Annotated in this window: 21 protein-coding genes; 15 read left to right on the plus strand and 6 right to left on the minus strand. The window is 65.5% G+C overall.

The annotated features are described in order from the left end of the window. Positions 1–48: 48 nt before the first annotated feature. The 4 genes from VIM12_RS01290 to VIM12_RS01305 all read left to right on the plus strand — a co-directional run bounded on the left by VIM12_RS01290 (position 49) and on the right by VIM12_RS01305 (position 5806). Positions 49–1152, plus strand: coding sequence for a LysM peptidoglycan-binding domain-containing protein (locus VIM12_RS01290; protein WP_331939794.1), 1104 nt, complete (start codon positions 49–51; stop codon positions 1150–1152). 4 nt (positions 1153–1156) lie between these two features. Then, positions 1157–2269 carry a DNA-processing protein DprA gene (gene dprA, locus VIM12_RS01295; protein ID WP_331939795.1) on the plus strand — a complete coding sequence of 371 codons (1113 nt, stop codon included), beginning with the start codon at positions 1157–1159 and terminating at the stop codon, positions 2267–2269. Between the two features lie 204 nt (positions 2270–2473). Then, entirely contained in the window at positions 2474–2950 is a 477-nt protein-coding gene (locus VIM12_RS01300; RefSeq protein WP_331939796.1) for a DUF494 domain-containing protein, read from the plus strand. A gap of 231 nt (positions 2951–3181) precedes the next feature. After that, positions 3182–5806 (plus strand): DNA topoisomerase III, encoded by a 2625-nt coding sequence (locus tag VIM12_RS01305; RefSeq protein ID WP_331939797.1) that lies wholly within the window; start codon positions 3182–3184, stop codon positions 5804–5806. A 6-nt stretch (positions 5807–5812) separates the two neighbouring features. Here VIM12_RS01305 and VIM12_RS01310 read toward each other — a convergent pair whose 3' ends face one another. Next, complete coding sequence (locus VIM12_RS01310) at positions 5813–6292, minus strand: GFA family protein (RefSeq protein ID WP_331939798.1); 480 nt, start codon at positions 6290–6292, stop codon at positions 5813–5815. A 144-nt stretch (positions 6293–6436) separates the two neighbouring features. Between VIM12_RS01310 and VIM12_RS01315 the strand changes: the two genes are divergently transcribed. Next, complete coding sequence (locus VIM12_RS01315; protein WP_331939799.1) at positions 6437–6643, plus strand: glycine zipper 2TM domain-containing protein; 207 nt, start codon at positions 6437–6439, stop codon at positions 6641–6643. 315 nt (positions 6644–6958) lie between these two features. Here VIM12_RS01315 and VIM12_RS01320 read toward each other — a convergent pair whose 3' ends face one another. The 3 genes from VIM12_RS01320 to VIM12_RS01330 form a co-directional block, all read right to left on the minus strand. Beyond that, on the minus strand, positions 6959–7231 hold the full coding sequence (locus tag VIM12_RS01320) for a hypothetical protein (RefSeq protein ID WP_331939800.1): 273 nt from the start codon (positions 7229–7231) through the stop codon (positions 6959–6961). A 230-nt stretch (positions 7232–7461) separates the two neighbouring features. Next, the gene (locus tag VIM12_RS01325; protein ID WP_331939801.1) at positions 7462–7959 is read right to left on the minus strand and encodes a methylated-DNA--[protein]-cysteine S-methyltransferase; all 498 of its coding nucleotides are present in this window, start codon (positions 7957–7959) and stop codon (positions 7462–7464) included. Between the two features lie 3 nt (positions 7960–7962). Continuing rightward, positions 7963–9444 carry an AlkA N-terminal domain-containing protein gene (locus tag VIM12_RS01330; protein WP_331939802.1) on the minus strand — a complete coding sequence of 494 codons (1482 nt, stop codon included), beginning with the start codon at positions 9442–9444 and terminating at the stop codon, positions 7963–7965. A 150-nt stretch (positions 9445–9594) separates the two neighbouring features. Between VIM12_RS01330 and VIM12_RS01335 the strand changes: the two genes are divergently transcribed. The 7 genes from VIM12_RS01335 to VIM12_RS01365 all read left to right on the plus strand — a co-directional run bounded on the left by VIM12_RS01335 (position 9595) and on the right by VIM12_RS01365 (position 16342). Beyond that, positions 9595–10380: an HpcH/HpaI aldolase family protein gene (locus VIM12_RS01335; protein WP_331939803.1), complete on the plus strand. Its 786-nt coding sequence runs from the start codon at positions 9595–9597 to the stop codon at positions 10378–10380. A gap of 136 nt (positions 10381–10516) precedes the next feature. Beyond that, positions 10517–11689: a substrate-binding domain-containing protein gene (locus VIM12_RS01340; protein ID WP_331939804.1), complete on the plus strand. Its 1173-nt coding sequence runs from the start codon at positions 10517–10519 to the stop codon at positions 11687–11689. A 123-nt stretch (positions 11690–11812) separates the two neighbouring features. Beyond that, the gene (locus VIM12_RS01345) at positions 11813–12604 is read left to right on the plus strand and encodes an ABC transporter ATP-binding protein (RefSeq protein ID WP_331939805.1); all 792 of its coding nucleotides are present in this window, start codon (positions 11813–11815) and stop codon (positions 12602–12604) included. Beyond that, positions 12601–13386, plus strand: a complete 786-nt coding sequence (locus VIM12_RS01350; RefSeq protein WP_331939806.1) for an ABC transporter ATP-binding protein — start codon at positions 12601–12603, stop codon at positions 13384–13386. Before VIM12_RS01345 ends, VIM12_RS01350 begins: the two co-directional genes overlap by 4 nt. Before the next feature lie 16 nt (positions 13387–13402). Further along, positions 13403–14440 (plus strand): branched-chain amino acid ABC transporter permease, encoded by a 1038-nt coding sequence (locus VIM12_RS01355; RefSeq protein WP_331939807.1) that lies wholly within the window; start codon positions 13403–13405, stop codon positions 14438–14440. Positions 14441–14444: 4 nt separating this feature from the next. Next, on the plus strand, positions 14445–15509 hold the full coding sequence (locus VIM12_RS01360; RefSeq protein ID WP_331939808.1) for a branched-chain amino acid ABC transporter permease: 1065 nt from the start codon (positions 14445–14447) through the stop codon (positions 15507–15509). Then, positions 15494–16342: an alpha/beta fold hydrolase gene (locus tag VIM12_RS01365; protein ID WP_414691739.1), complete on the plus strand. Its 849-nt coding sequence runs from the start codon at positions 15494–15496 to the stop codon at positions 16340–16342. The genes VIM12_RS01360 and VIM12_RS01365 overlap by 16 nt, the downstream gene beginning before the upstream one ends. Here VIM12_RS01365 and VIM12_RS01370 read toward each other — a convergent pair. Continuing rightward, positions 16339–16698 (minus strand): DUF1304 domain-containing protein, encoded by a 360-nt coding sequence (locus VIM12_RS01370; protein WP_331939810.1) that lies wholly within the window; start codon positions 16696–16698, stop codon positions 16339–16341. The two genes, VIM12_RS01365 and VIM12_RS01370, sit on opposite strands and share 4 nt — an antisense overlap. Before the next feature lie 148 nt (positions 16699–16846). Here VIM12_RS01370 and VIM12_RS01375 point away from each other — a divergent pair, with 148 nt between their 5' ends. Further along, entirely contained in the window at positions 16847–19777 is a 2931-nt protein-coding gene (locus VIM12_RS01375) for an EAL domain-containing protein (RefSeq protein WP_331939811.1), read from the plus strand. Here VIM12_RS01375 and VIM12_RS01380 read toward each other — a convergent pair. Continuing rightward, on the minus strand, positions 19774–20889 hold the full coding sequence (locus VIM12_RS01380) for a GNAT family N-acetyltransferase (protein WP_331939812.1): 1116 nt from the start codon (positions 20887–20889) through the stop codon (positions 19774–19776). The two genes, VIM12_RS01375 and VIM12_RS01380, sit on opposite strands and share 4 nt — an antisense overlap. Before the next feature lie 184 nt (positions 20890–21073). Here VIM12_RS01380 and VIM12_RS01385 point away from each other — a divergent pair, with 184 nt between their 5' ends. Next, positions 21074–22216, plus strand: coding sequence for a GNAT family N-acetyltransferase (locus VIM12_RS01385; protein ID WP_331939813.1), 1143 nt, complete (start codon positions 21074–21076; stop codon positions 22214–22216). 326 nt (positions 22217–22542) lie between these two features. Beyond that, positions 22543–23979 (plus strand): hypothetical protein, encoded by a 1437-nt coding sequence (locus tag VIM12_RS01390; RefSeq protein ID WP_331939814.1) that lies wholly within the window; start codon positions 22543–22545, stop codon positions 23977–23979. Positions 23980–24095: the final 116 nt, after the last annotated feature.

Raw genomic sequence — 24095 nt, forward strand, 5'->3', positions numbered from 1 at the left:
CGCTTGTTCGCGCCGGATGGGAGCGGGCCGCATTCACCGGACAAATCTATGAAAAAGTTTAGCACAGCCGCCCTCGTCCTCGCTCTTGGCGCCACCGCGGGCGCGCAGGCTGCAACACCTTCCGGCACCCCGGATTCCGGACGCTGCGCGTTCCTGCAGAATGCACCCGACCAGCACACCGTCGTTCGCGGGGACACCCTCTGGGACATCTCGGGCAAGTTCCTGCAACACGCCTGGTGCTGGCCTCAGGTCTGGGGGCTGAACCGCGAGGAAATCCGCAACCCGCACCTGATCTACCCGGGCCAGGTCGTCTACTTCGACCGGACGGCCGGCCGCCTCAGGCTCGGCGTGCCGACCGGCAGCGCCGGCGCCGCGGCGTTGCAGACCGTCCGCCTGAGTCCGCAGATGCGTACCGAGGGTCTCGGCCAGCAAGCCGTCCCGGCCATACCATCAAATGCGATCGAACCCTTCCTTTCTCAACCCCTGATCGTGGGCGAAAATGACCTGCAGGACGCGCCGCGCATCATGGCGACCGAAGGCAGCCGGGTAGTCCTCGGCAAGGGCGACAAGGCTTTCGTTCTCGGCGACCTGAAAGACGGCACATCCTTCCAGGTATTTCGCCCCGGCATCCCGGTCCGGGATCCCGACGACGGGAAAATCATCGGATATGAAGCCGCCTATCTCGGGACGGTCAAGCTCGAACAGCCGTCCTCGTCGCAGGACCAGGCGCACGCCTTCCGCGTGGTGACGATCAAGCAGGAGATGGGCATTGGCGACCGCTTGCTGCCGGTGCCGCCGACCCCGATCCTGAGCTATGTGCCGCATCCACCCGAGCGCGACATCGGCGCCCGGATCGCGTCGGTTTACGGCGGTGTTTCCCAGGCCGGACAGAACCAGATCGTTGCGATCAATCGCGGCCGGGCGGACGGCATCGACCTCGGCACCGTACTCGAACTCTACCGCTACGGCCCCATCGTGAAGGATCCGACGGAAAAGCGCGGCTGGTTCTCCGGGAAGAAGCAGGTGAAGCTGCCGGATTCGCAGTACGGTTCGCTGTTCGTCTTCCGGGTGTTCGACAAGATTTCCTACGGCCTCGTGATGCAGGTCACCGACACGGTTCAGATCGGGGACGTCGCGAAATCGCCGCAGTAACAGGATGCCGATAAGGGATTCCGGGGAGGAACAGGAACTTGGTGGCTGGATAAGGCTGCAACTCACTCCCGGCGTCGGCCCGGTTTCCGCAAAAAGGCTGCTTGCGGCTTTCGGCCTGCCCCACAATATCTTCCGTACCGGGTTCGCGGCGCTCGCGGCAGTCGTTCCTGAACCGGTCGCCGCCGCACTGTCCACTTCCGCGCCGGCGGCCATGCGCGCAAGCATCGATGCGACATTGGCCTGGGCCGCAAAGCCCGGCAACCGGATACTGACCCTCGCCGATGCCGACTTTCCCCCAAGGCTGCTCGACATACCGGATCCGCCTCTGATCCTGTACGCAAAGGGTCGCACTGACCTCCTCCTGCAACCCGCCATCGCCGTCGTCGGCAGCCGCAACGCCTCGGCGCAGGGCGCCATCAATGCCGAGCGATTCAGCGAAGCACTCAGCGCGCAGGGAATCACCGTCGTTTCGGGAATGGCGCTGGGAATAGACGCCGCCGCCCATCGCGGCGGACTGCGTGGAGCAGGTTCGACCGTTGCCGTCACCGGGACAGGTCCCGACATCATTTACCCTGCCCGCAACCGCTCGCTCGCGCTCGCACTGGAGGAGTCGGGCTGCGTGCTGAGCGAATACCCGCTGGGCACGCCGGCACTCGCGGCCAACTTCCCGCGCCGCAACCGCATCATCTCCGGCCTGTCGCTCGGCGTCCTTGTGATCGAAGCCGCCGACCAGTCGGGATCGCTGATCACCGCGCGCACCGCCGCCGACCAGGGGCGCGACGTGTTCGCCCTTCCCGGCTCGATCCATTCGCCACTGTCCAAGGGGTGCCATCTGCTCATCAAGCAAGGCGCGAAACTGGTGGAATGCGCGCAGGACGTGCTGGACGAGATCGGGCTTGCGATGCGGCTTCGCCCACGCGCTGCCGCCGCACCAGTCGAAGTCGAACCCGGCGGTCTGCTTGAACATATCGGCTTCGACCCGGTGGCGCCGGACAGCCTCGCGGTACGCACCGGCCTGTCCATCGCCGAACTCCAGGGCCGGCTTCTCGACCTCGAGTTGCGCGGGCTCGTCGAGTTGCTGCCCGGTGGAATGCTCCGGCGTGTCGTCAAAGCGTAAAACCAAATGCGCTGACAGCAACTCGGGTTTTAAGATATGCTGTACGCGCAGGACTGCAATATATTTGTACTGTCCCCGGGCATGGCACCTCTTTTCTTGCAAATCAGAGTGCATTCATGCAAGAAAAGATGATCACGAGAGTGTCATTTATTCGCAACCTGGCCATGCTGCGCAAGCCGCTGGTCTTAACGGTACAGTGAAATCATGTTCGACGTTCTCGTTTACCTCTACGAAACATACTACCGTCCCGAAGCCTGCCCGGACTCCGAAGCCCTCGTCAAGAAACTGTCCGCAGTCGGCTTCGAAGCGGAAGAAATCTCGAAGGCGCTGGGCTGGCTGACCGACCTCGCGGAAGCGACCAGCGAGTACTCCAACCGTTATCCGCAGCAGACCGCCTTCTCGTTCGGCATGCGCTTCTACGCGCCGCAGGAAATGGAAGTGCTCGGCACCGAGACCGTCGGCTTCCTGCAATTCCTCGAGTCGGCCAAGGTGATCGACCCGATGCAACGCGAGATCATCATCGAGCGGGCGCTTGCTGCGAGCGATCCGCAGGTCTCGCTCGACAAGATCAAGGTGATCGTCCTGATGGTGCTCTGGAGCCAGGGCAAGGAACCCGATGCGCTCATTTTCGACGAGCTGTTTTCCGACGACGAAGACACAGAGCCGCGCCTGCTGCACTGAGGCGCAGTGCGCAACAGTTGACGATAGATCAAGCTTCAAAGACGGTTCAGGCTATTCCTCCCTCGCTTGCGGTTTTCGCCGCAACCCGCTTATCATTGGCCGCTAATTCCCCGGAACGTTGCTATATTTGTAGGGCTTAAGCCTGAGCAAACCCGGGGCGGGCCAACCTGGATCAGGCGGCCCCATGCAGTCCACGCGCGCACGACCGCGCCAATTTCGAGAACACTTTCTATGACTAAGACCCTCATCATCGCAGAGAAGCCCTCTGTCGCGAACGATATCGCGAAGGCGCTCGGCGGCTTCACGAAGCACGATGAGTATTTTGAATCCGACGACTACATCCTGTCGTCCGCGGTCGGCCACCTGGTCGAGATCGCGGTGCCGGAGGAATACGACGTCAAGCGCGGCAAGTGGACTTTCACGCACCTGCCCATGATTCCCCCGCACTTTGCGCTGAATCCGATTGCAAAAACCGAATCGCGCCTGAAGGTGCTGAACAAGCTGATCAAGCGCAAGGATGTCACCGCCCTCGTCAACGCATGCGACGCCGGGCGGGAAGGCGAACTGATCTTTCGTCTCATCGTGCAGTATGCGAAAGCCAAGCAACCGATCAAGCGCCTGTGGCTGCAGTCGATGACGCCAGGTGCGATCCGTGACGGATTTGCACGGCTGCGCGAGGACAAGGAGATGCTGCCGCTTGCCGACGCCGCGCGCTGCCGGAGCGAAGCGGACTGGCTGATCGGCATCAATGGCACGCGGGCGATGACCGCTTTCAACTCCAAGGACGGCGGCTTCTACCTGACCACCGTGGGCCGCGTGCAGACCCCGACCCTCTCGATCGTCGTGGAGCGCGAAGAGAAGATCAAGAACTTCGTGCCGCGGGATTATTGGGAAGTGCGCGCCGAGTTTGTCTGTGCGGCAGGCGTGTACGAAGGCCGCTGGCTCGACACCAAGTTCAAGAAGGACGAGGCCGATCCCGAGAAGCGCGCCGAGCGTCTGTGGAGCAAGGCGGCAGCCGAATCGATCGTCGCCGCCTGCCGCGGGCGGCAGGGCAATGTGACCGAGGAATCCAAGCCGGCGACCCAGATGGCACCGGCCCTGTTCGACCTGACCAGCCTGCAGCGCGAGGCCAACGCGCGCTTCGGCTTCTCGGCCAAGAATACGCTCGCGCTGGCCCAGGCCCTGTACGAACGGCACAAGGTGCTCACCTACCCGCGTACCGACTCCCGGCACCTGCCGGAAGACTACCTGGACACGGTGAAACAGACGCTGGAAGTCGTCTCCGAGAACAATAATTACCTGCAGTATGCGAAGCAGATCCTGAAGAACAACTGGGTCAAGCCGAACAAGCGCATCTTCGACAACAGCAAGATCAGCGACCACTTCGCGATCATCCCGACCACGCAGGCGCCGAAGAACCTGTCGGAGCCGGAGCAGAAGCTGTACGACCTGGTGACCAGGCGCTTCATGGCGGTGTTCTTCCCGGCGGCGGAATTCCAGGTCACCACCCGTTACACCGAGGTTTCAGGGCACCAGTTCAAGACCGAGGGCAAGGTGATGACCAACCCCGGCTGGCTGGCGATCTACGGCAGGGAAGCGGCGAACGACGACGACAAGGAGAACGCCGGGACGCTGGTGCCTGTCGCAAAGGGCGAACAGGTGCAAACCGACAAGGTGGTCGCCAACGGCCTCGTCACCAAACCGCCTGCGCGCTACTCCGAAGCGACGCTGCTGTCCGCAATGGAAGGCGCCGGCAAGCTGGTTGACGACGAAGACCTGCGGGAAGCAATGGCCGGCAAGGGACTTGGGACGCCTGCCACGCGAGCAGCGATCATCGAAGGGCTGCTGAATGAAAAGTACCTGCTGCGCGAAGGCCGGGAGCTGATTCCGACCGCCAAGGCCTTCCAGCTGATGACCCTGCTGCGCGGTCTCGGCGTCGACGAACTCACCGCACCGGAATTGACTGGCGAATGGGAGTACAAGCTGGCGCAGATGGAACGCGGCAAGATCAGCCGTGAGGAATTCATGCGCGAGATCGCGCAGATGACGCAGATCATCGTCAAGCGCGCGAAGGAATACGACAAGGACACGATTCCCGGGGACTACGCGACGCTCAAGACGCCGTGCCCGAACTGCCGCGGCGTCGTCAAGGAGAACTACCGGCGCTTTGCCTGCACCAAGTGTGAATTTTCGATGAGCAAGACGCCGGGCGGCAGGCAGTTCGAGATCCCCGAAGTGGAGGAGCTGCTCGAGAAGCGGGAGATCGGCCCGCTGCAGGGATTCCGTTCCAAGATGGGCCGGCCTTTCGCGGCCATCCTGCGGATCTCCCGCGACGAAGACATCAACAACTTCAAGCTGGAGTTCGACTTCGGGCAGGCCCAGGATGAAGGCGAGGACGGCGAAGGTGTCGACTTCTCGAACCATACGCCACTCGGCAGCTGCCCGAAATGCGGCAACGGCGTGTACGAGATGGGCCTGGCCTATGTCTGCGAAAAGGCAGTGGCGAAACCGAAGGCATGCGACTTCCGCAGCGGTCGCATCATCCTGCAGCAGGAGATTGTCCCCGAGCAGATGGCGAAGCTGCTCAACGACGGCAAGACGGACCTTCTGCCCGGCTTCATCTCGCAGCGCACGCGTCGTCCGTTCAAAGCCTTCCTGGTGAAGGACAAGAATGGCAAGGTGAGCTTCGAGTTCGAGGAGCGCAAGGCGAAGGTGCCCGCCAAGGGCAAGGCCGCCGGGAAGGACGAAGTCGCGCAGGAGGAGGCGCCGAAGAGAGCAGCCGCCAAGCCGGCGGCGAAAAAAGCGGTCGCGAAGAAGGCGGTCGCAAAGAAGGCGGCAGCGAAAAAGGCAGCCTGATCCCACTTACCCTGGGCCTGGTGCATGCCAGGCATGGCGCAAGGACCACGGCCGCGGCAATCTGCCGCGGCCGTTTGCATTTTCAGCGCTCCGGTTCCGGCCGGGATAGCGTGGGAGGGTGTCGTCGAGCGCCGCCCATGCGGGCAGGGACCTGGTATGAATATGGGCGACCGGCGCAATGTCGAGCAAGGTTTCGACCGTCCCGAGTCGCAGCCGCAGCACACCCGGCGTATCGTCCCTGCGGGAATACAGCGGCGATCCGCATCGCCGGCAGAATGCCCGCATCTTCCCGGGGGAAGACGCATGTTCCGCAATCAGCTCCTCGCCGGACAACCATGTGAACGTGTCGCGTTCGACCGCCGCGGCAATCGAGGAGGCGCTTCCCTGCGCCTTGCGGCAGGTACTGCAGTGGCAGACGGAAATGGCGCCGAGCGTTCCGCCATACGCATACCGAATCCCGCCACACAGGCAACTTCCGTTAATCAAGTCTGCTCCTTGCGCCTTTCCAGGCGCGTTTCACATCGCTTTTTACCGCGGCAATACCGGCCGGAACTCCAGCACGCCGGGCCCTGTCGAACCATTGCCATTCAATCATTGCGCTCATCTGGCAACCACTTCCCGGAGGATCAAATGAATACTCGTCTCGTTGCGGCAATCTTCAGTGCGGTTACTCTCGTCTCCACCGTTTCCGGCTGCGCCAGCCGCCATACCGTCGGCACCGTCGGCGGCGCGGCGCTCGGCGGCGCAGCCGGTCATGCCATTTCCGGCGGCAGCACGCTTGGCACCGTGGGCGGCGCTGCAGTCGGCGGTGTCCTCGGCAGCGAAGTTTCGAAGTAATGCAGCCCTGCGAAACGCCCTACGGCTGGACGCCCATTTGCATCGCCACGTCTCTTACGAAAAGTTACGGGGCTGATGCAGGTCACTCAACACCGGGCCCGTCGGAAGCCGCCGGAACTTTCGCATGTTGTTAGATTCTACACAGTCGCATGCCTGCAGTCCGCGCATGAGCACCATGCAGGATTCACCGACAGACTTTAAAGGAGAACTCATAATGATCAAATGGACTATTCCCGTTGTTTGCGCCCTGGTACTGACCGCATGCGGCACTTCAGGCATGGGCAGCCGCAGCTCCAGTTCCGGCGCCTCGGGCGGCTACGGCACTTCGAGCTCGGGCTCGACCATGTCTTCGCCGAGCGTGAGCCCGAGCAGCTCGAGCAGCTCCTCGATGCCGAGCAGCGGCGCTTCGGGCTCGTCTTCCTCCGGTGCGTCTTCCTCCGGGATGAGCAGCGGCGGCACGACCGGCGGCATGGGCAACAGCGTTGACCCGACCAGCGGCGGCACCCCGGCCGGTGGCAATACCGGTGGCAGCCAGGGCGTGGGCGTTGGCGCCGGTACCGGCAGCGGCAGCCCCGGCAAGTAATCCACTCCCGCTACCATTGTTGTAGCGCATTAAGTCGCCGGCAGTGGCATTCCGCTGCCGGCGATTGCTTTTGGGGGAATCGCTGCGCTCGACGGAAGCAAGGGCAGAAATGACAGGGAGGGACATGCAGAGCGAGGCAGGATTGCCAGCAGAGACAAGAGACGGCGACGCGTCATTATCTGCCGACGGCTTCGCTTCCATCACGCACGGATTCCAACGGCTTCACTGCCATTTTTCACGGACGGTCGCCCGCCGGCGTCTTCGTCGCTTCATGTGCAAGCAGGTACCGCTTGCGCTCCAACCCTCCCGCGTATCCCGATATCCCGCCGCTGCTGCCCAGGACGCGATGGCAGGGCACGATGATCGATACCGGGTTCCTGCCGATTGCCGTGCCTGCGGCGCGTACCGCGGCGGGATTGCCGGCGCGCGCGGCGACCTGCCGATAGCTGCTGGTCCCGCCGAATGGCAGGTCAAGCAAGGCATGCCACACTGCCCGCTGGAACGCAGTCCCGCGCAGGTCGAGCGGCAGGTCGAAGTTGTGGCGCCGTCCCTCGAAATATTCGTCGAGCTGACGTGCCGCCTGACGCAGCAGCGTGCTGCCGCTGTCCTGCTTCCATCCGGCGGTGCCGCCGAAATACTTGTGCTGTTCGAAGTAGACGCCGCAGATGCCTTCCGGCGACGCTGCCACCAGCAGCATGCCGAGCGGGCCGGGGTGTTCAAGATAGTTGATCATTGTTTATCCCATCCATAGTGCGAGCGCGCCGTAAGCGCGCCATGGCGACCAGGCGGAAACACGTTCCGCAAGCTGCCTTTGCGTGAGCCGCTGGCCGCCCTCGGCGGCCTCCTTCTGCAGGCCGAGGTCACCGGCCGGAAAGGCATCGGGAAAGCGCATCGCGCGCATCGCGATGTAATGCGCCGTCCAGTCGCCGATCCCCTTGACCGACTTCAGCTCGGCCACCGCACACTCCAACGGCATGCCGGGCCGCGGCTCAAGTCCCCCTTCCTGGGCGTACCGGGCAAGTGCCTGCACCGCAGCGGCGCGCGCGCCGGGCAGCCCGATGGCCGCAATGTCCTGCTCGCTCGCCGCCGACAGCGTCGAAGGCGTCGGAAAATGACGGCTGATGCCTGCAAGCGGTGTGTCCGCAGGGCTACCGAAGCGGGCAACCAGGCGGCCGCAAAGGGTCGTCGCGCCGGCCACGCTCACCTGCTGGCCAAGGACCGCGCGCACCGCAAGCTCAAAAGGGTCGAACGCGCCCGGCACGCGCAGACCGGGTGCGGCCGCGATGCGCGAGGCAAGCAACGGATCGGCGGCGAGATGCGCCTCGATGACGGCCGGGTTGGCGTCAAGGTCGAACTGGCTGCGCAGCTTCGCCAGCAACGGCATCAGCACCGCCGATAGCGACGCCGATACCTCGGCCTCCAGCTGGCTGCGTTCTGCCAGCTGCGTCACACGAAGCCACCCGGCCGCCGCACCGAACCTGACGCTGCGCGCATAGCTTCCATGCTCTTCATCGATCGCTTCGACACCCGCTGCCGCCCTTCCGGCGAGGTAGCGCAGGATGCGATGCCAGTCATAGGGTGGGCGGTAGGCCAGCCGCAGGGTCAGGCTGCCTTCGGCGCTTGCGCCCTGTCGCGGCGCACTGCGCCGCACGTTGCCGGGCGCGATGCCGTAGCGGCCGGCGAACAGCGCATTGAAGCGGCGCACGCTGCCGAATCCCGCGGCGTACGCGACGTCGGCCATCGGCAGCTGCGTCTCCTGCAGCAGCTTCTTGGCGAACAGCAGACGGTGGGTCTGCGCCAGCTCGACCGGCGTCACCCCGAAATGCTGCGTGAGCACCCGGCGCAGCTGGCGCGAGGACAACCCGACTTCCTCGGAGAGCTGCTCGATGCTGCCGTCATTGAGTGCACCACCCGCGATGCGCTGCCAGACCGCATGCGCGAGGTTCTGCTGCAGTGCATAGGGCGCCAGCTCGGGGCGGCAGCGCAGGCAGGGCCGAAAGCCGGCAGCTTCCGCGGCGGCCGCGCTGCCGAAGAATTCGCACGACGACTCGCGCGGCGTGCGCACCGCGCAGACCGGGCGGCAGTACACGCCGGTGGTCTTCACCCCGGTGAAGAATACGCCGTCGAAGCGCGTGTCCCTGGCCGCAAGCGCGCGGTAGCAGCTGGCGCGGTCGAGGTCGGCGGCAGGCGCCGGAGATGAAGGGCGTGCAGTGTTCATGCCGGTTTTATACGCCCGGGGGCACCTGTCGTCCAGCCGTTTTCGGACATCTCAATAGGGCCGGCGGCCGTCCCGAAAAGAAGAAAGAGATTCCATTTTGCAACACATTTTGACTACAATCCTGGTTAAACACGAATGAGGAGATGATGCATGCCGGCGCCGATCAACCAACTCAAGCAGCGTCTGCTGCGCCGGGAATCCAGCCTCGGCTGCTGGCTGTCGCTTGCCAGCGCGCCGGTGGCGGAAGCCCTGGCGCACTGCGGATTCGACTGGCTGCTGATCGATGCCGAGCACGGGCCCAACGACATCCAGGACGTGTTCGCGCAGATGCAGGCGATCGATGCAGCGCGCGCCCATGGCGCCCATGCACAGGCGGTGGTGCGGGTCAGCCGCAACAATGCGGCGCTGGTGAAGCGCATGATGGACTGCGGCGCACAAACGATCATGTTCCCGGCGGTCGAGACCGAGAAGGATGCGCAGCTCGCCGTCGCCTCGACCCGTTATCCGCAAGACAACAATAACGGCATCCGCGGCATTTCCAGCGTGGTGCGCGCCGGCACCTACGGGCTGGACAAGAGCTACATCTCGACGGCGAATGCGCAGGCGAGCGTGATCGTGCAGGTGGAGTCGCCGAAGGGCTTCTCCAACATCGCGGCCATCGCCGCGACCGAAGGGGTCGACTGCATCTTCTTCGGCACCTCCGACTTCGCCGCCAACATGGGTCACCTCGGCAATGCCTCCCACGCCGACGTGCAGACCGCGATCGCCTACATCACTGCGGTCTGCCAGCAGCACGGCAAGGCGGTCGGCGTCTACGCCCCCGATGTGGAGGTGGCCAAGCGGTACCGGGAGATGGGCATCAACTTCATCTCGCTCCATTCCGACGTCGTCTGGCTGACCCGCGGCGCCACCGCCGCCCTGTCCGGCATGCGCTGAAGCGCTGCTCGTCACCCTCGTATTTCTACTACTTCCGCCGGCAACTGGCTTTGGAGTAAGCTGCCCGGAGCCTGATCCTGCGTCCGCCGCCCGGCGGGCGCCAGGCATAGAAAAACCCACAAGAGGAAGAGACAACATGAGACACCACCTGCTGGCGGCGTTCGCCGCTCTTTGCTGCACCACCTCGCTCCAAGCAAAAGACATCAAGATCGCCCACGTCTACGACAAGACCGGCGCGCTCGAGGCCTATGCAAAACAGACGCATATCGGCCTGATGATGGGGCTGGAGTACGCAACCAAGGGCACGATGGCGATCAACGGCAACAAGCTGGTCGTGATCGAGAAGGACAGCCAGGGCAAGCCCGACGTGGGCAAATCGCAGCTGGCATCGGCCTACGCCGACGACCGGGTGGACATCGCCGTCGGCCCGACCAGCTCCGGCGTGGCGCTGGCAATGCTGCCGGTGGCGGAGGAATACAAGAAGATCCTGCTGGTCGAGCCGGCGGTTGCGGATGCGATCACCGGCGAGAAGTGGAACCGCTACATCTTCCGTACCGGCCGCAACTCTTCCCAGGATGCGATCTCGAATGCGGTGGCGCTCGACAAGGCCGGCGTGTCGATCGCGACGATGGCGCAGGACACGGCCTTCGGACGTGACGGTGTCAAGGCCTTCAAGGATGCGCTGAAGACGGCCAAGCTGGTGCATGAGGAATACCTTCCCGGCAATACCACGGACTTCACCGCCGGCGCCCAGCGCATGTTCGACGCGCTCAAGGGCCAGTCGGGCCGCAAGGTGATCTTCGTGATCTGGGCCGGTCCGTCGCCGATCGGCAAGCTGGCCGACCTCGACCCGAAGCGCTACAACGTCGAAGTCGCCAGCGGCGGCAACATCCTGCCGGCGATGGCCTCGTACAAGAGCTTCCCGGGCATGGAAGGCGCGGCGTACTACTACTACGGCATCCCCAAGAACCCGGCCAACGACTGGCTGGTCGCCGAGCACCAGAAACGCCATAACGGCCCGCCCGATTTCTTCACCGCGGGCGGCATGTCGGCCGGCATGGCGCTGGTCGAGGCCCTGCGCAAGACCAATGGCGACACCAATTCCGAAAAGCTGATCTCGACCATGGAAGGCATGAGCTTCGAGACGCCGAAGGGCACGATGACCTTCCGCAAGGAAGACCACCAGGCGATGCAGTCGATGTATCACTTCAAGATCAAGGTCGACCCGAAGGTGGAATGGGGCATTCCGGAACTGATCCGCGAGATCAAGCCGGAAGAGATGAAAGTCCCTGTCACCAACAAGCGTTAATCCCAGCCTGCCCCGCCCTCTCCCGGCGGGGCGTTTTCCATCGATAGCTGCCGCCGGATGCGGCCGCCGCATCGTCCACGCGCCGGTGCGGCCGCTCTTGCGTCCGGACGGCGGAGGACCGCCATGCTCCAGCAACGACCCGGCGCCCGCACCTCGCTCGAAACCCGCGACCTGACCATCCGCTTCGGCGGCCATGTCGCGGTGAACGCGGTCTCCTGCGCATTCCAGAGCGGTACGCTGACCGCCATCGTCGGCCCGAACGGCGCCGGCAAGACGACCTACTTCAACCTGATCTCCGGACAGCTCAAGGCAAGCGCGGGCCAAGTGCTGCTGAACGGCACCGACATTTCCGGTCATTCGGCATCCGCGCGCACGCACGCCGGACTTGGGCGCGCCTTCCAGCTCACCAGCCTGTTCCCCAACCTGACCGTGATGGAAAACGTGCGCCTCGCGCTGCAGTCGCGCGCAGGCCTGGGCCTCGACCTGTGGAACGTCTGGAACAGGCACAAGGCGCTGGTGGAGCGCGCCGACCAGGTGCTGGAGGACGTGGCGCTGACGCACCGGCGCGACGTGCATGCGGCCAACCTGCCGCACGGCGACCAGCGCAAGCTGGAAGTCGGCCTGCTGATGGCGCTCGACCCGGACATCTTCATGTTCGACGAGCCGACCGCCGGCATGAGCGTGGACGAGGTCCCGGTGATCCTGGACCTGGTGCGCAAGCTCAAGACGCAAACCGACAAGACCATCCTGCTGGTCGAGCACAAGATGGACGTGGTGCGCGAACTGGCGGACCGCATCATCGTCCTGCACAACGGCACGTTGATGGCCGACGGCGATCCCGCCGAGGTCATCGCCTCGCCCGTGGTGCAACAGGCTTATCTCGGGCTTGCCCCGGTCGAGGAGAGTGCAGCATGACCCCGCCAGTCAACCATACGACCATCCCGCCGGCCGGTCCGGTCGCGGATCGCCCGATACTGAAGCTCGAAGGCGTGCACACGCACATCGGCGCCTATCACATCCTGCACGGTGTCGACCTGGAAGTCCCGCGCGGGCAGCTGACCATGCTGCTCGGGAGGAACGGCGCCGGCAAGACCACCGCGCTGCGCACCATCATGGGGTTGTGGCAGGCATCGCAGGGCAGCATCCATTTCGACGGACAGGACATTACCAGGCGCAGCACGCCCGACATCGCCCGCGCCGGCATTGCCTACGTCCCCGAGAACATGGGGATCTTCGGTGACCTGAGCGTGAAGGAGAACATGCTGCTGGCCGCACGTAGCGCCGGGCGCATCGAACAGGTGGACCAGCAGCGGCTGGACTGGATCTTCAACCTGTTCCCGGCGATGAAGAAGTTCTGGCTGCACCCCGCCGGCAAGCTGTCGGGCGGGCAGAAGCAGATGCTGGCGGTGTCGCGCGCGATCGTCGAGCCGCGCAAGCTGCTGCTGATCGACGAGCCCAGCAAGGGTCTGGCGCCGGCCATCATCGCCAACATGATCTCGGCCTTCCGTGAGCTGAAGCAGACCGACACCACGATCCTGCTGGTCGAGCAGAACTTCAACTTTGCACGCCAGCTGGGCGACACCGTGGCGGTGATGGACGACGGCCGTATCGTCCATCGCGGCAGCATGCAGGAACTGGCGGAGGACGAGGGGCTGCAGACGCGCCTGCTCGGCCTGTCGCTGGCCGCGCACCACTGAGATTCGAGGAGCAAGCATGGAACAGACACCCCCCATCCCCGTGACGCAGGCAGCTGCCGCCCCTGCGGTGCTGGCGCGGCGCCAGATCGACTGGCTGCCGCTGGCGCTGGTGCCGGCACTGGCGCTCGCTGCGCTCCCGCTCATCGGATCCGGCTCCACCTGGGTCACGCTCACCGCCGCGGGACTGGCAATGGGCATGATCATCTTCATCATCGCCTCCGGACTGACGCTGATCTTCGGCCTGATGGACGTGCTCAATTTCGGCCATGGCGTATTCATAGCGCTCGGCGCCTTCATCGCGGTCAGCGTGCTGGGACGGATGCCGGACCTGACCGGCGCCGACAACCTGGCGCTCAACCTGGCGGCCATCGGCATCGCGATGCTGGCGGCGATGGCCGCGGCCGGCGCGATCGGTTTGTTGTTCGAGCAGGTGATCGTGCGTCGGGTGTACGGCCAGCACCTGAAGCAGATTCTAATCACGATGGGCGGCATGGTGGTGGGCGAGGAGCTGATCAAGGTGTTCTGGGGACCGCAGCAGATTGCCCTGAACCTGCCGGCGACCCTGCGCGGCGCGATCCTCATCGGCGACTCGGCAATCGAGAAATACCGCCTGCTGGCGGTCGTGGTCGGCCTCGCGGTGTTCATCTCGATGCTGCTGATCCTGAACCGCACCAAGCTCGGCCTGCTGATCCGTGCCGGCGTGCAGGACCGGGAGATGGTGGAAAGCCTGGGCTACCGGATCAAGCGGCTGTTCGTCGGCGTATTCATCGCCGGGTCGGCGCTGGCCGGGCTCGGCGGCGTGATGTGGGGCCTGTACCAGCAGAGCGTGATTCCGCAGATGGGCGCGCACGTGAACGTGCTGATCTTCATCGTGATCATCATCGGCGGCCTCGGCTCCACCGGCGGCTGCTTCCTCGGCGCACTGCTGGTGGGCCTGCTTGCCAACTATACCGGCTTCCTTGCGCCCAAGGTCGCGCTGTTCTCCAACATCCTGCTGATGGTCGCCATCCTGCTGTGGCGGCCGCAGGGGGTCTACCAGGTAACCAACAGGTGATCGCATGCTGAACCGACTGCTCTCCCACGACCTGCCCCGCAACCGCCTGCTGGCGGTGGTGCTGGTCGCCATCTTCCTGTGCCTGGCGTTTGCGCCCTTCCTGTTTCCGGGCGCGAAGGCGCTGAACGTGTCGGCCAAGATCCTGATCTTCATCGTGCTGGTCGCCAGCTACGACCTCCTGCTCGGGTACACGGGAATCGTCTCGTTCGCGCATACGATGTTCTTCGGCATCGGCGCCTATGGCATTGCCATTGCCTGCACCCGCCTCGGCCCCGGTTTCGGCAGCCTGGCGATCGGCGCGCTGTGCGCGGTGGCGCTGTCGCTGGTGCTGTCGCTGGTGATCGGCCTGTTCTCGCTGCGGGTGCGGGCGATCTTCTACGCGATGATCACGCTGGCGGTGGCGTCGGCCTTCCAGACGCTGGCCTCTCAGCTCTCGCAGTTCACCGGCGGCGAGGACGGTCTCAACTTCAAGCTGCCGGAAGTGCTGTCGCCGTCCTTCCTGCTGAAGGAGGACCAGTTTCTCGGAGCCTGGCTGGATGGCCGGTTCATCACCTACTACCTGCTGTTCGCCGCCTGCGTGCTGCTGTTCCTGGCCATGCTGCGCATCGTCAATTCGCCGTTCGGAAGGGTGCTGCAGGCAATCCGCGAGAACGATTTCCGGGCAGAGGCAATCGGCTACCGGATCGTGGTCTTCCGCACGCTGTCGAACGTGCTGGCGGCGGTGTTCGCGACGCTGGCCGGCTGCATGCTGGCGGTCTGGCTGCGCTACAACGGCCCGGATACCTCGCTCTCCTTCGAGATCATGGTCGACATCCTGCTGATCGTGGTGATCGGCGGCATGGGAACGATGTACGGCGCGGTGTGCGGCGCGGCCATGTTCCTGCTCGCGCAGAACTACCTGCAGGACCTGATGCGGCTGGCGGCCGACGCCACCCAGGGCATCCCGCTGCTGCCGGCCCTGCTGTCGCCGGACCGCTGGCTGCTCTGGCTCGGCATCCTGTTCATCCTGTCGGTTTACTTCTTCCCGAGCGGCGTGGTAGGCAAGCTGCGCACCTGGAACGCGAAATGACGCCGTCCTCCCATTACCTGCGCTGCAGCGGCCGCGAGATCCATTTCGTCGAATGGGGCAGCCCGGATGCGCCGCCGGTCATCATGTGGCACGGCCTGGCCCGTACCGGGCGCGACTTCGACCCGCTTGCCGCTGAACTCGCCGACAGTTACCGGATCATCTGCCCCGACACCGTGGGCCGCGGCTACTCCCAATGGAGCCCGGATCCCGACAAGGAATACTGCCTGGCATTCTATGCCGGGCTGGCACGCGAACTGGCCGACCAGCTCGGGCTGGAAAAACTCCGCTGGGTGGGCACCTCGATGGGCGGCGCGACGGGAATGGTGGCGGCGGCGACCACCCTGCGGGGCCGCATCAGCCACCTGCTGCTCAACGACATCGGCCCGGCGCTGGCCGCCCCGGCGGTGGAGCGGATCAAGGCCTATGCCGGCAACCCGCCGGCTTTCGGCAGCATGGGCGAGTTCGAGACCTTCCTGCGCACCGTCTACCAGCCCTACGGCTGGCAGAGCGACGCGCAGTGGCGCAGCATGGCGGAGACCTCGGCGCGCCGCCTGCCGGACGGCAGGATCACGCCGCATTACGACCCGGCGATGGTGCGGCAGTTCTTCGTGCATCCGCGCGACTATGACCTGTGGGATGCCTACGACACGCTGGACATGCCGACGCTGGTGATGCGCGGCGCCGACTCCGACCTGCTGTTGCAGGACACCGCTGAGGAGATGACCCGTCGCGGCCCGCGCGCCGAACTTGCGGTGATCCCCGGCTGCGGCCATGCGCCGGCGCTGAACGTGCCGGCGCAGATCGCGCTGGTGCGTCGCTTCCTCGCTGTCTAGGCGGTCGATACCGCTGCCAGCGCGGCAAGCGCCGGCAGCGTCTGCACGAACAGGATGCGGCGCTGTACGGTGACCGCGCCCCAGACGCCCGCCACCGCGACGCACAGCAGGCCGAAGACCTGGAACGCCTGCGCAATCGCGGCGTCCGGATGCAGCAGGCCGACCGCCAGCGCGGCGGCCAGGAAGCCGTTGTAGCAGCCCTGGTTCGACATGGCCGGCGCGAGGATCTCCGCCTGCTCCGCGCTGAGCCCGAAAACGCGGCGGCCCCGGCCGCGGAACAGTACCGTCTCCAGCAGCACGATGTACACGTGGATCAGCAGGACGACGGCGATGAGGATGTTTGCGACGAGCGGCATGAGCGGTCTCCCTTGAATTTTCTCGAACGATAGCACGCCGCCGTGCCTTGTCGCCTCCCGGCATCCATCGAAATCTTGTATTGCCCCGGACCGAACTTTTCCCTGTGTGCGGGTTCTTGTTTCACAGATCAGGGCCACAGGGGCGCGCATGAACCAGAACGAAGTCCGGGAGTGGCCGGCGGGCGGGGGCGCGATGCAGGAGCGTATACGCGCGCATGACTGGCGCGCCAGCGGACTGGGGGAGACAGGACAGTGGCCGTCATGCCTGCGCTTGGCCGTCGACATCCTGCTGGGTCTGCCGGCCCCCGCCTTGCTGCTGTGGGGCCGGCGCGGCGCGTTGATCTACAACGAACGCTGGCGCGCGCTGGCCGGCGAAACCCGCGCAGGCGTACTGGGCAGCCATGTGACCGAAAGCGCCGACGCATTGTCGCGCCGGCATGCAGAGGCGCTGGACGCGGTGCTGGCGGGGAGAGAAGCCCGCTTCCACGACCTGGAACTCGCGTGCCCGGCGCAGCCCGGGGAACCGCCGGTCTCGCTCAGCCTCGACTACGCGCCGGTGCCGGCTGACGACGGAAAGCCGGCAGGGGCTTTCGTCGTGGCGACCGACACCACTGCCCGCATGACGCTCGGCCGCCAGTTGCAGGAGAGCCGGGCAAGGCTGGCCGCGCTCTTTGCCCGCGCGCCGGTCGGCCTTTCCGAAATCTCCGGAACGGGCCGCTTCCTCGGGGTCAACGATGCGCTGTGCCGCATGCTCGGCCGCGGCAGCGAAGACATGCTGCAGCGCACGGTGCAGGACGTGACCCATCCGGACGACGTGCCGGCCACCCTGGAGGCCTTTTCCCGCCTGCGCGAAGCCCGCGGGCCGGTGTCGCTGGACAAGCGGTATCTCGACGCCGGGGGCACGGTGGTCTGGGCGCGCAGCAGCCTGACCCTGCTTGGGCAGGGCGCGGACCGGACGGTGCTGGCGGTCACCGTGGACCTGACGCCGCACAAGCTCGCCGAACAGGCACTGGCCGAAAGCGAAGCCCGCTTCCGGGCACTGGCGGAGGCATCGCCGGCACTGATCTGGCATATCGATCCGCGCGGCAGGGTGACGTACCTGAACCAGCGCTACATGGAGATGACCGGCCGCACCGCGGAATATCTGGACAAGAACTGGGCGGCGGAGCTGCACCCGGACGAGCGCGCGGCCTATATCGAGCGGATGGCGGACGCACAACGCAGCCGGTCGCCCATCAAGCTGCGGGTGCGCGTGCGGACCGCGCACGGCAGCTGGCTCTGGCTGGAGACCCATGCCTCTCCCTGGTTCTCGGCCGGAGGCCGCTATGCGGGACACGTCGGCTTCTCGATTGACATTACCGACGTCGTGCTCGCGCAGGAAGAGCTCCAGGTCAGCAACGAACGCCTGAAACTGGCCATCGAAGGCTCGGGCGACCTCGTCTGGGACTGGGACATACCGCAGGACAAGGTGGTGTATTCGGACCGCCTGCAGGAGATGCTCGGCTACCGCCCCGGCGAAGGTTTTGATTCGCACTGCGCCTGGCAGGCCCGCATGCATCCGGATGACCGGCAGGAGGTGGCGGAAGCGCTGGCGCGCTGCCTCGACGGGCGCGCCAAGGCCTACCGCCAGGAGCACCGGGTGATGTGCCGGAACGGCGACTGGAAATGGGTGATGGCGCGCGCCATCGTCGTCGCGCGTGACAGCCACGGCGCGCCACTGCGGATGACGGGCACGATCACCGACATCTCCGAAAAGCGGAAGTCCGAGGAAGTCATCTGGCGCCATGCGAACTTCGACGGGCTGACCGGCCTGCCCAACCGGCGCCTGTTCCGCGACCGTCTCGAGCACGAGGTGCTGAAGGCGCGGCGCAACGGCCTGCCGATGGCGCTGCTGTTCATCGACCTCGACCGCTTCAAGGAAGCCAACGACCTGTTGGGGCACGACGTGGGAGACCAGTTGCTGATCGAGGCGGCCAACCGCATACGCCACTGCGTCCGTTCGTCGGATACGCTGGCGCGCCTCGGCGGCGACGAGTTCACGGCGATCCTCGCCGAGCTCGACGACCTCGCGCACGTGGAATGGATCGCGCAGAAGATCATCGCCATCCTGGGCGAGCCGTTCCGTCTCGGCGACGAGGTCGTATACCTGTCCGCCAGCGTCGGCATCACATTGTTCCCGAGCGACGCGTCCACGCCCGAGGACCTGATCCGCAATGCCGACCAGGCGATGTATGCGGCGAAGAACAGCGGTCGCTCCCGCTTCAGCTACTTCACCCCGGCCATGCAGAAGCTGGCCCAGATGCGGCTGCGCCTGATCGCCGATCTGCGCGGTGCGCTTGCTGCCGGGCAGCTGCAGGTCTGGTACCAGCCGGTGGTCGAGCTGGCCAGCGGCCGGATCGTCAAGGCGGAGGCCTTGCTGCGCTGGTTCCACCCCCGTCTCGGCAGCGTCGAACCGCAGCACTTCATCCCGTATGCCGAGGAATCCGGACTGATCAACGAAATCGGCGAGTGGGTGTTCCGCGAAGCCGCGGTGCGTTCCAGGGAATGGAGTGCCCGCCTCGACATGCCGTTCCAGGTCAGCGTGAACAAGTCGCCGGTGCAATTCCTGGCGCGCGGCCGGGACAGCGACTGGGGGCGCCATCTGAACGAACTCGGCCTGCCGGGGAACAGCATTTCGGTCGAGATCACCGAAGGCCTGCTGCTGAATGCGTCCAACATGGTGGCCGACCGGCTGCTGCAGTTTCGCGACGCCGGCATCCAGGTCGCCATCGACGATTTCGGCACCGGCTATTCATCAATGGCGTATCTCCGCAAGTTCGACATCGACTACCTGAAGATAGACCGTTCCTTCGTGCGCGAGGTCGCGGTCGACAGCGGCGACCGGGCCATTGTCCGTTCCATCATCGCCATGGCGCATGAACTCGGCATGCAGGTCATTGCGGAAGGAATCGAAACCGACGCCCAACGCGCGTCCCTGCTCGACGCCGGCTGTGATTTCGGCCAGGGTTTCCTGTTCTCGCATGCGCTGCCCGCGGAGGAGTTCGGGCGCCTCCTGCGCGCCCCGCAAGCCTCGCGCTAGCGCAGGTCATTCGGCTGCGGCCGGACGCGGCACGCGCCCCCGGCTTGCCTCGGCTTCCCCAGCACGTGCTTGGTCCGTCGCCACGCCGACACCAGGGACGCGTGTTCGCGCAGCATCGTCGTCAGCCAGCTGCGCGCCTCCAGGCTGCAGCCGGTCAATGCATTGCGCAGGACGAGGCGGCCGTTGCGCAGCGCCTGCCGTCGAGAACGGTACACCGCGATGTGGTCGAGGTCGCGCTGCACGCCCGCCAGCCGGTACTTGTACTCGTAGCGTCCCCATAGGAAGTGGTATTCCCGCCCGCCGCGTTCGATGCAGGCGCAGATGGTCAGGAAGCAGCACAGGGTGCCAAGCCGGTATTCGTCATAGGCCGGATCATGCGCGATCACCTTCAGAAAGTAGTTGCCGCCGACGCGCACATTGATTGCCCCGGCGCAGAGACGGCCGCGGAGCCGCACCGTGCTGACCAGACCGTGCCGCCTCACCATCTCGATGATGCGGCCGGTCTCCGCTTCGTCGATGTAGCTTTCATGCTGCTTCCCCTCCATCCGGGCCGCATTCATGGCGATGATGGCACGCAGATCCGCTTCGGCGGCCTGCCCGCCTTCACGGACCTCGTGGACCATGTCGGGAAACTCGCGCCGCAGCTTGTTCATGTAGCGGCTGATGTAGCTGCGGGTGGACTTGCCAAGGCGGGCGCGGTAGGCGCCGGCATCGGACGGCAGTTCCAGCACGATGTCCTCGGTGCAGTGGAAGCGCTGGTACGGCAGCGAGAGCCGGCCGCCGTGAACGGCCACCGCGTGAAACTCGATGATGTTGACGTCCGGGTACGCGGCGTAGACGTGGCGGGCGAAGCGCTCCATCTCGCCGGCATCGATCTGCAGTTGCTCGTTCAGGACGCGCACGACGCCCTTTTCGCGGCGAAACATCAGCGCCGTGGTGACGCGGCCGTTCATGCGCGCCACATAGGTGCTCGTCATGGCATCAATGCTGCCGTGCTGCGCGTGATGCAGCAGCGAGGAAAACGGATTCTGGTAGAGCCTGTCCATTTCCACCGACGCAAACCCCGGCACCGCGCCTTCATAGAGGGAGATGGTCACTTCCTGGCACTGCATTCGCTTCTCCCCGAGCGTTGTCGAGACACATTGCCCTTCCTCCGGGTGCTCCTTGGGCAACCGGTTTATGCCATCGCAAAAATGCTGCGGTCTGCGTATGACACGACGGGTCATGACGGATACAGTGACATCGCAATTCCTGACGAAGTTCACAGTGAAGTGAATAGACACTAGGCGGGCATGCGTGAACGGAACTGACTTCTTCCCTGCGTCCCCGACGGGCAACGGACGGGCAATCGACCAGCGCCTGATCGACTGCCGCCGGCACGGTCTTCCCGATGCGATCGGCGAAGAGCTGTGCCGGCTGTACGGCAATATCCACTCGTCGCCGGCACACCTGCGCGTCTACGGCGGCCTAGATACGGTCACGCAGGCCTACGTGGCAACGCATGAAGGCGGCGCGCGCGCGATCTTCCTGCTGCGGGAGGAGGGCCCGCGGCTGCGCGTGGTCAACGAAGGCATGCGGGTGGATACGGCGGCTGCCGAGGCGTTCGCGCGCTTCGTGTTCGCCACGGCCCCCGGCATCGCGGCGATCGAATTCCATGCTATCGAGAGCGCGCCGCTGTCCTTGTCCTTTCCATTGCAGCAAGCGGTCTGTACGGCCGAGATGCCGCTGGCTCTGCCGTCCACTGTCGACGCGTACATCGCCGGCCTCGGCAAGAACACGCGCCGCAACCTGCGACGGTACATGGACAAGCTGCTGCAGCGCTTTCCGTCGTTCCGCTTCGACGTGCATGAACGCAATGCGCTCGGCACGGCGGATGCGCGGGCAGTGATCGCCCTGAACCGCGCGCGCATCAACGGCAAGCAGCAGGCATATTCGATCGATGACGAGGAGGAACGTATTCTCGCGCTGCTGCAGGAATGCGGACTGGCGGGTGTCGGCCGCATCGACGGAAAGATCTGCTGCGGCGCGCTCGGCTATCGGGTCGGGGACCGGTTTTTCTTCAAGATCATCGGACACGACCCGCAGTACAACCCGTGGTCGCTCGGCATCCTCTGCTGCTTCCTGATGATCCGTGCCTGCATCGAGCGCGGCTGCAGCGAATACAACTTCATGTGGAACGAGTATGAGTACAAGTTCGCGCTCGGCGCACGCCGGCGCGAACTGGCACGGGTGGTGATCTACCGCTCGCGCCTGCACATGCTGGCCAACGGCCGCATGGCCTGCGCAGTGGCGCGCGACGCGGCACGCCATCGCGCCGCGTCGCTGCTGGAGATGGGCGGGCGCCTGCACGAACTTCCCGCCGCGACCCGCGCGGCCTTCCACCTGCTGCATGCGGCGCGCTCGCTCAAGCGCGGCCTCAGCGCCTGGCGCTCAGCCTAGCCGCACGGCATTACCCGGGCTTACCCGCCGTCTTTGTCGTCGTGCTCGCGCAACAGCAAGGCTGCCAGGCTTATCTGTTATCAAATGTGCATCAAGAAAAACGGAGGAATATCGATCGACCGGGAGGGCCGTGCCGGCTACCACTTCCGGTCGGCGCCGCCGGCAACCCGCTGCGGCAGTCCCGCCCCCTTCTCGCCACATTGACGCAAGCCGGCCAGCACCATCCCCTCTTCAGCGAAAGGTAAGCCATGAACAAGTCTTGCGCGTCTCTGCTCCGCCCGCGCCCTGCGTCACCAACCCGTACCCGCCCGATCTGGATGGCCCTGATGGCAGCCGGGATACTTTCCGCGTGCGGCGGCGGAGGCGGGGGCGGCGACGACGGTCAGGCTGGCGGCGGCAACGCACCCGGCGGATCGACGCCCGGCGGATCGACGCCGCCGCCAGCCAGCGCGGCCCCGCTGCCATCGGCCGTCGCCTCCACCGCCTCGATGGTAATGTCCTGTCCGGACGGCGCCGGCTTCCAGTGCAGCGGCAGCAGCCTGATCCGGCAGGAGAACGGCATTGCACTCACGAGTTCCGGCGTCCAGGCATACGGGCGTTCTACCAGCGACCTCGCCAGCCCGATCGCCGATGCCACCGCTGCCTTCGGCTTTGCGCCTGCCTCTGGCGGTTTGGCCGAGATACGGGTTGCAAAGAATGCGACATCGGCGGTTACCCAGGTCGCCCTGTTGCTCAGCAACCTCGGCCTGTCCTGGGACGGCGACAACGACCGGCCGCTGATCATCGAGACATTCAACCCGACCGCGGGACGCACCACCCTGACCTCGACCGGCGCACTGCAATCGGCGACGCTGCCCCCGGAAACCGACCTCGCCTTCTTCGACTATGCGTCGCGCCGCGTCAACGGTACGCAGGCCAACTACGCGAATAACCGCTACTTCCCTCGTACCAATCCGTCGCGCTGCCCGGCGGGAACGCCGCCGGGCACCTGCGCGACCACCGAGACCACGGGCCTGCAGCCCTCGCCCGGAGACTGGCGTACCGGCGGCACCACGCCCGACATCGTCAGTGCAATACGGGTGCACGGCGATGGCGACGTCCACGCGGGCAACGGCCCCGCCACCAGCAGCGGCACACCCACCTATATCACCGGCGGCACCGGCCCGGGCGTACCCTTCCCCGGCTCGAAGGGCTATCGCGGCATGGACAACTGGGGGCTGCAGTATGCGAACCTCGGCGCATGGGTGACGCAGGACACCGTCCTGATCGAGGAATGGGCCGCCCTCGGCAACGAACACAACAAGAACCGGCGCGGCATGGTGGCTTACGGCCAGGTCACCGAGCCGGCGGCGGTGCCGTCCACCGGCACCGCGTCCTATACCGGCATTGCCTATGGCTGGTATGCGCCGAATGCGACCGTCGACCCCACGCCGTTCCGCGGCGCGGCGACCGTCACCGTGGATTTTGCCACCCGGCAGGCGACGATCGCCGTGCAGAATGCGGTGACCTATGATGCGGCGGGCGCCGCGGTCCCGGTTAACTTCAGCACCGTTGCCGGCTTCGGCGCGAACGGCAGCAATGTCGCCAACTACATGACCGGCACGCTGACGGCGGGCAGCCTGAGCGGCGGCATCGGCGGAAGGCTGTTCGGCCCGGTGGCGGGCGGCGGCGCCGGAACGGGCCCGGCGGAGGCGGCAGGGACATTCACCCTGTCCGGCGGCGGCGTGACGGCCATCGGCGGCTTCCTGGCCCGGAAACAATAGCCGGCGGGCAGTCGGCCGGGCGATCGAGGACGGCGCGCCGGGGTAGGCCCGGTGCGCCGCCCGCATTTGCGGCAGGCGCATCCGGTCTGGCCCGGTGAAACCGGCAGTCCACATGC

Origin of the sequence: Noviherbaspirillum sp. (genome assembly GCF_036563305.1) — a bacterium.
Classification (GTDB): domain Bacteria; phylum Pseudomonadota; class Gammaproteobacteria; order Burkholderiales; family Burkholderiaceae_D; genus Noviherbaspirillum.

Bases quoted from the DNA above. Each gene is read 5' to 3' on its own strand.
- VIM12_RS01300 (WP_331939796.1), top strand. From the start codon at position 2,474: ATGTTCGACGTTCTCGTTTACCTCTACGAAACATACTACCGTCCCGAA.
- VIM12_RS01375 (WP_331939811.1), top strand. From the start codon at position 16,847: ATGAACCAGAACGAAGTCCGGGAGTGGCCGGCGGGCGGGGGCGCGATG.
- VIM12_RS01340 (WP_331939804.1), top strand. From the start codon at position 10,517: ATGAGACACCACCTGCTGGCGGCGTTCGCCGCTCTTTGCTGCACCACC.
- VIM12_RS01355 (WP_331939807.1), top strand. From the start codon at position 13,403: ATGGAACAGACACCCCCCATCCCCGTGACGCAGGCAGCTGCCGCCCCT.
- VIM12_RS01350 (WP_331939806.1), top strand. From the start codon at position 12,601: ATGACCCCGCCAGTCAACCATACGACCATCCCGCCGGCCGGTCCGGTC.
- VIM12_RS01290 (WP_331939794.1), top strand. From the start codon at position 49: ATGAAAAAGTTTAGCACAGCCGCCCTCGTCCTCGCTCTTGGCGCCACC.
- VIM12_RS01390 (WP_331939814.1), top strand. From the start codon at position 22,543: ATGGCAGCCGGGATACTTTCCGCGTGCGGCGGCGGAGGCGGGGGCGGC.
- VIM12_RS01360 (WP_331939808.1), top strand. From the start codon at position 14,445: ATGCTGAACCGACTGCTCTCCCACGACCTGCCCCGCAACCGCCTGCTG.
- VIM12_RS01335 (WP_331939803.1), top strand. From the start codon at position 9,595: ATGCCGGCGCCGATCAACCAACTCAAGCAGCGTCTGCTGCGCCGGGAA.
- VIM12_RS01330 (WP_331939802.1), bottom strand. From the start codon at position 9,444: ATGAACACTGCACGCCCTTCATCTCCGGCGCCTGCCGCCGACCTCGAC.
- VIM12_RS01325 (WP_331939801.1), bottom strand. From the start codon at position 7,959: ATGATCAACTATCTTGAACACCCCGGCCCGCTCGGCATGCTGCTGGTG.
- dprA (WP_331939795.1), top strand. From the start codon at position 1,157: ATGCCGATAAGGGATTCCGGGGAGGAACAGGAACTTGGTGGCTGGATA.
- VIM12_RS01315 (WP_331939799.1), top strand. From the start codon at position 6,437: ATGAATACTCGTCTCGTTGCGGCAATCTTCAGTGCGGTTACTCTCGTC.
- VIM12_RS01345 (WP_331939805.1), top strand. From the start codon at position 11,813: ATGCTCCAGCAACGACCCGGCGCCCGCACCTCGCTCGAAACCCGCGAC.
- VIM12_RS01380 (WP_331939812.1), bottom strand. From the start codon at position 20,889: ATGCAGTGCCAGGAAGTGACCATCTCCCTCTATGAAGGCGCGGTGCCG.
- VIM12_RS01305 (WP_331939797.1), top strand. From the start codon at position 3,182: ATGACTAAGACCCTCATCATCGCAGAGAAGCCCTCTGTCGCGAACGAT.
- VIM12_RS01370 (WP_331939810.1), bottom strand. From the start codon at position 16,698: ATGCCGCTCGTCGCAAACATCCTCATCGCCGTCGTCCTGCTGATCCAC.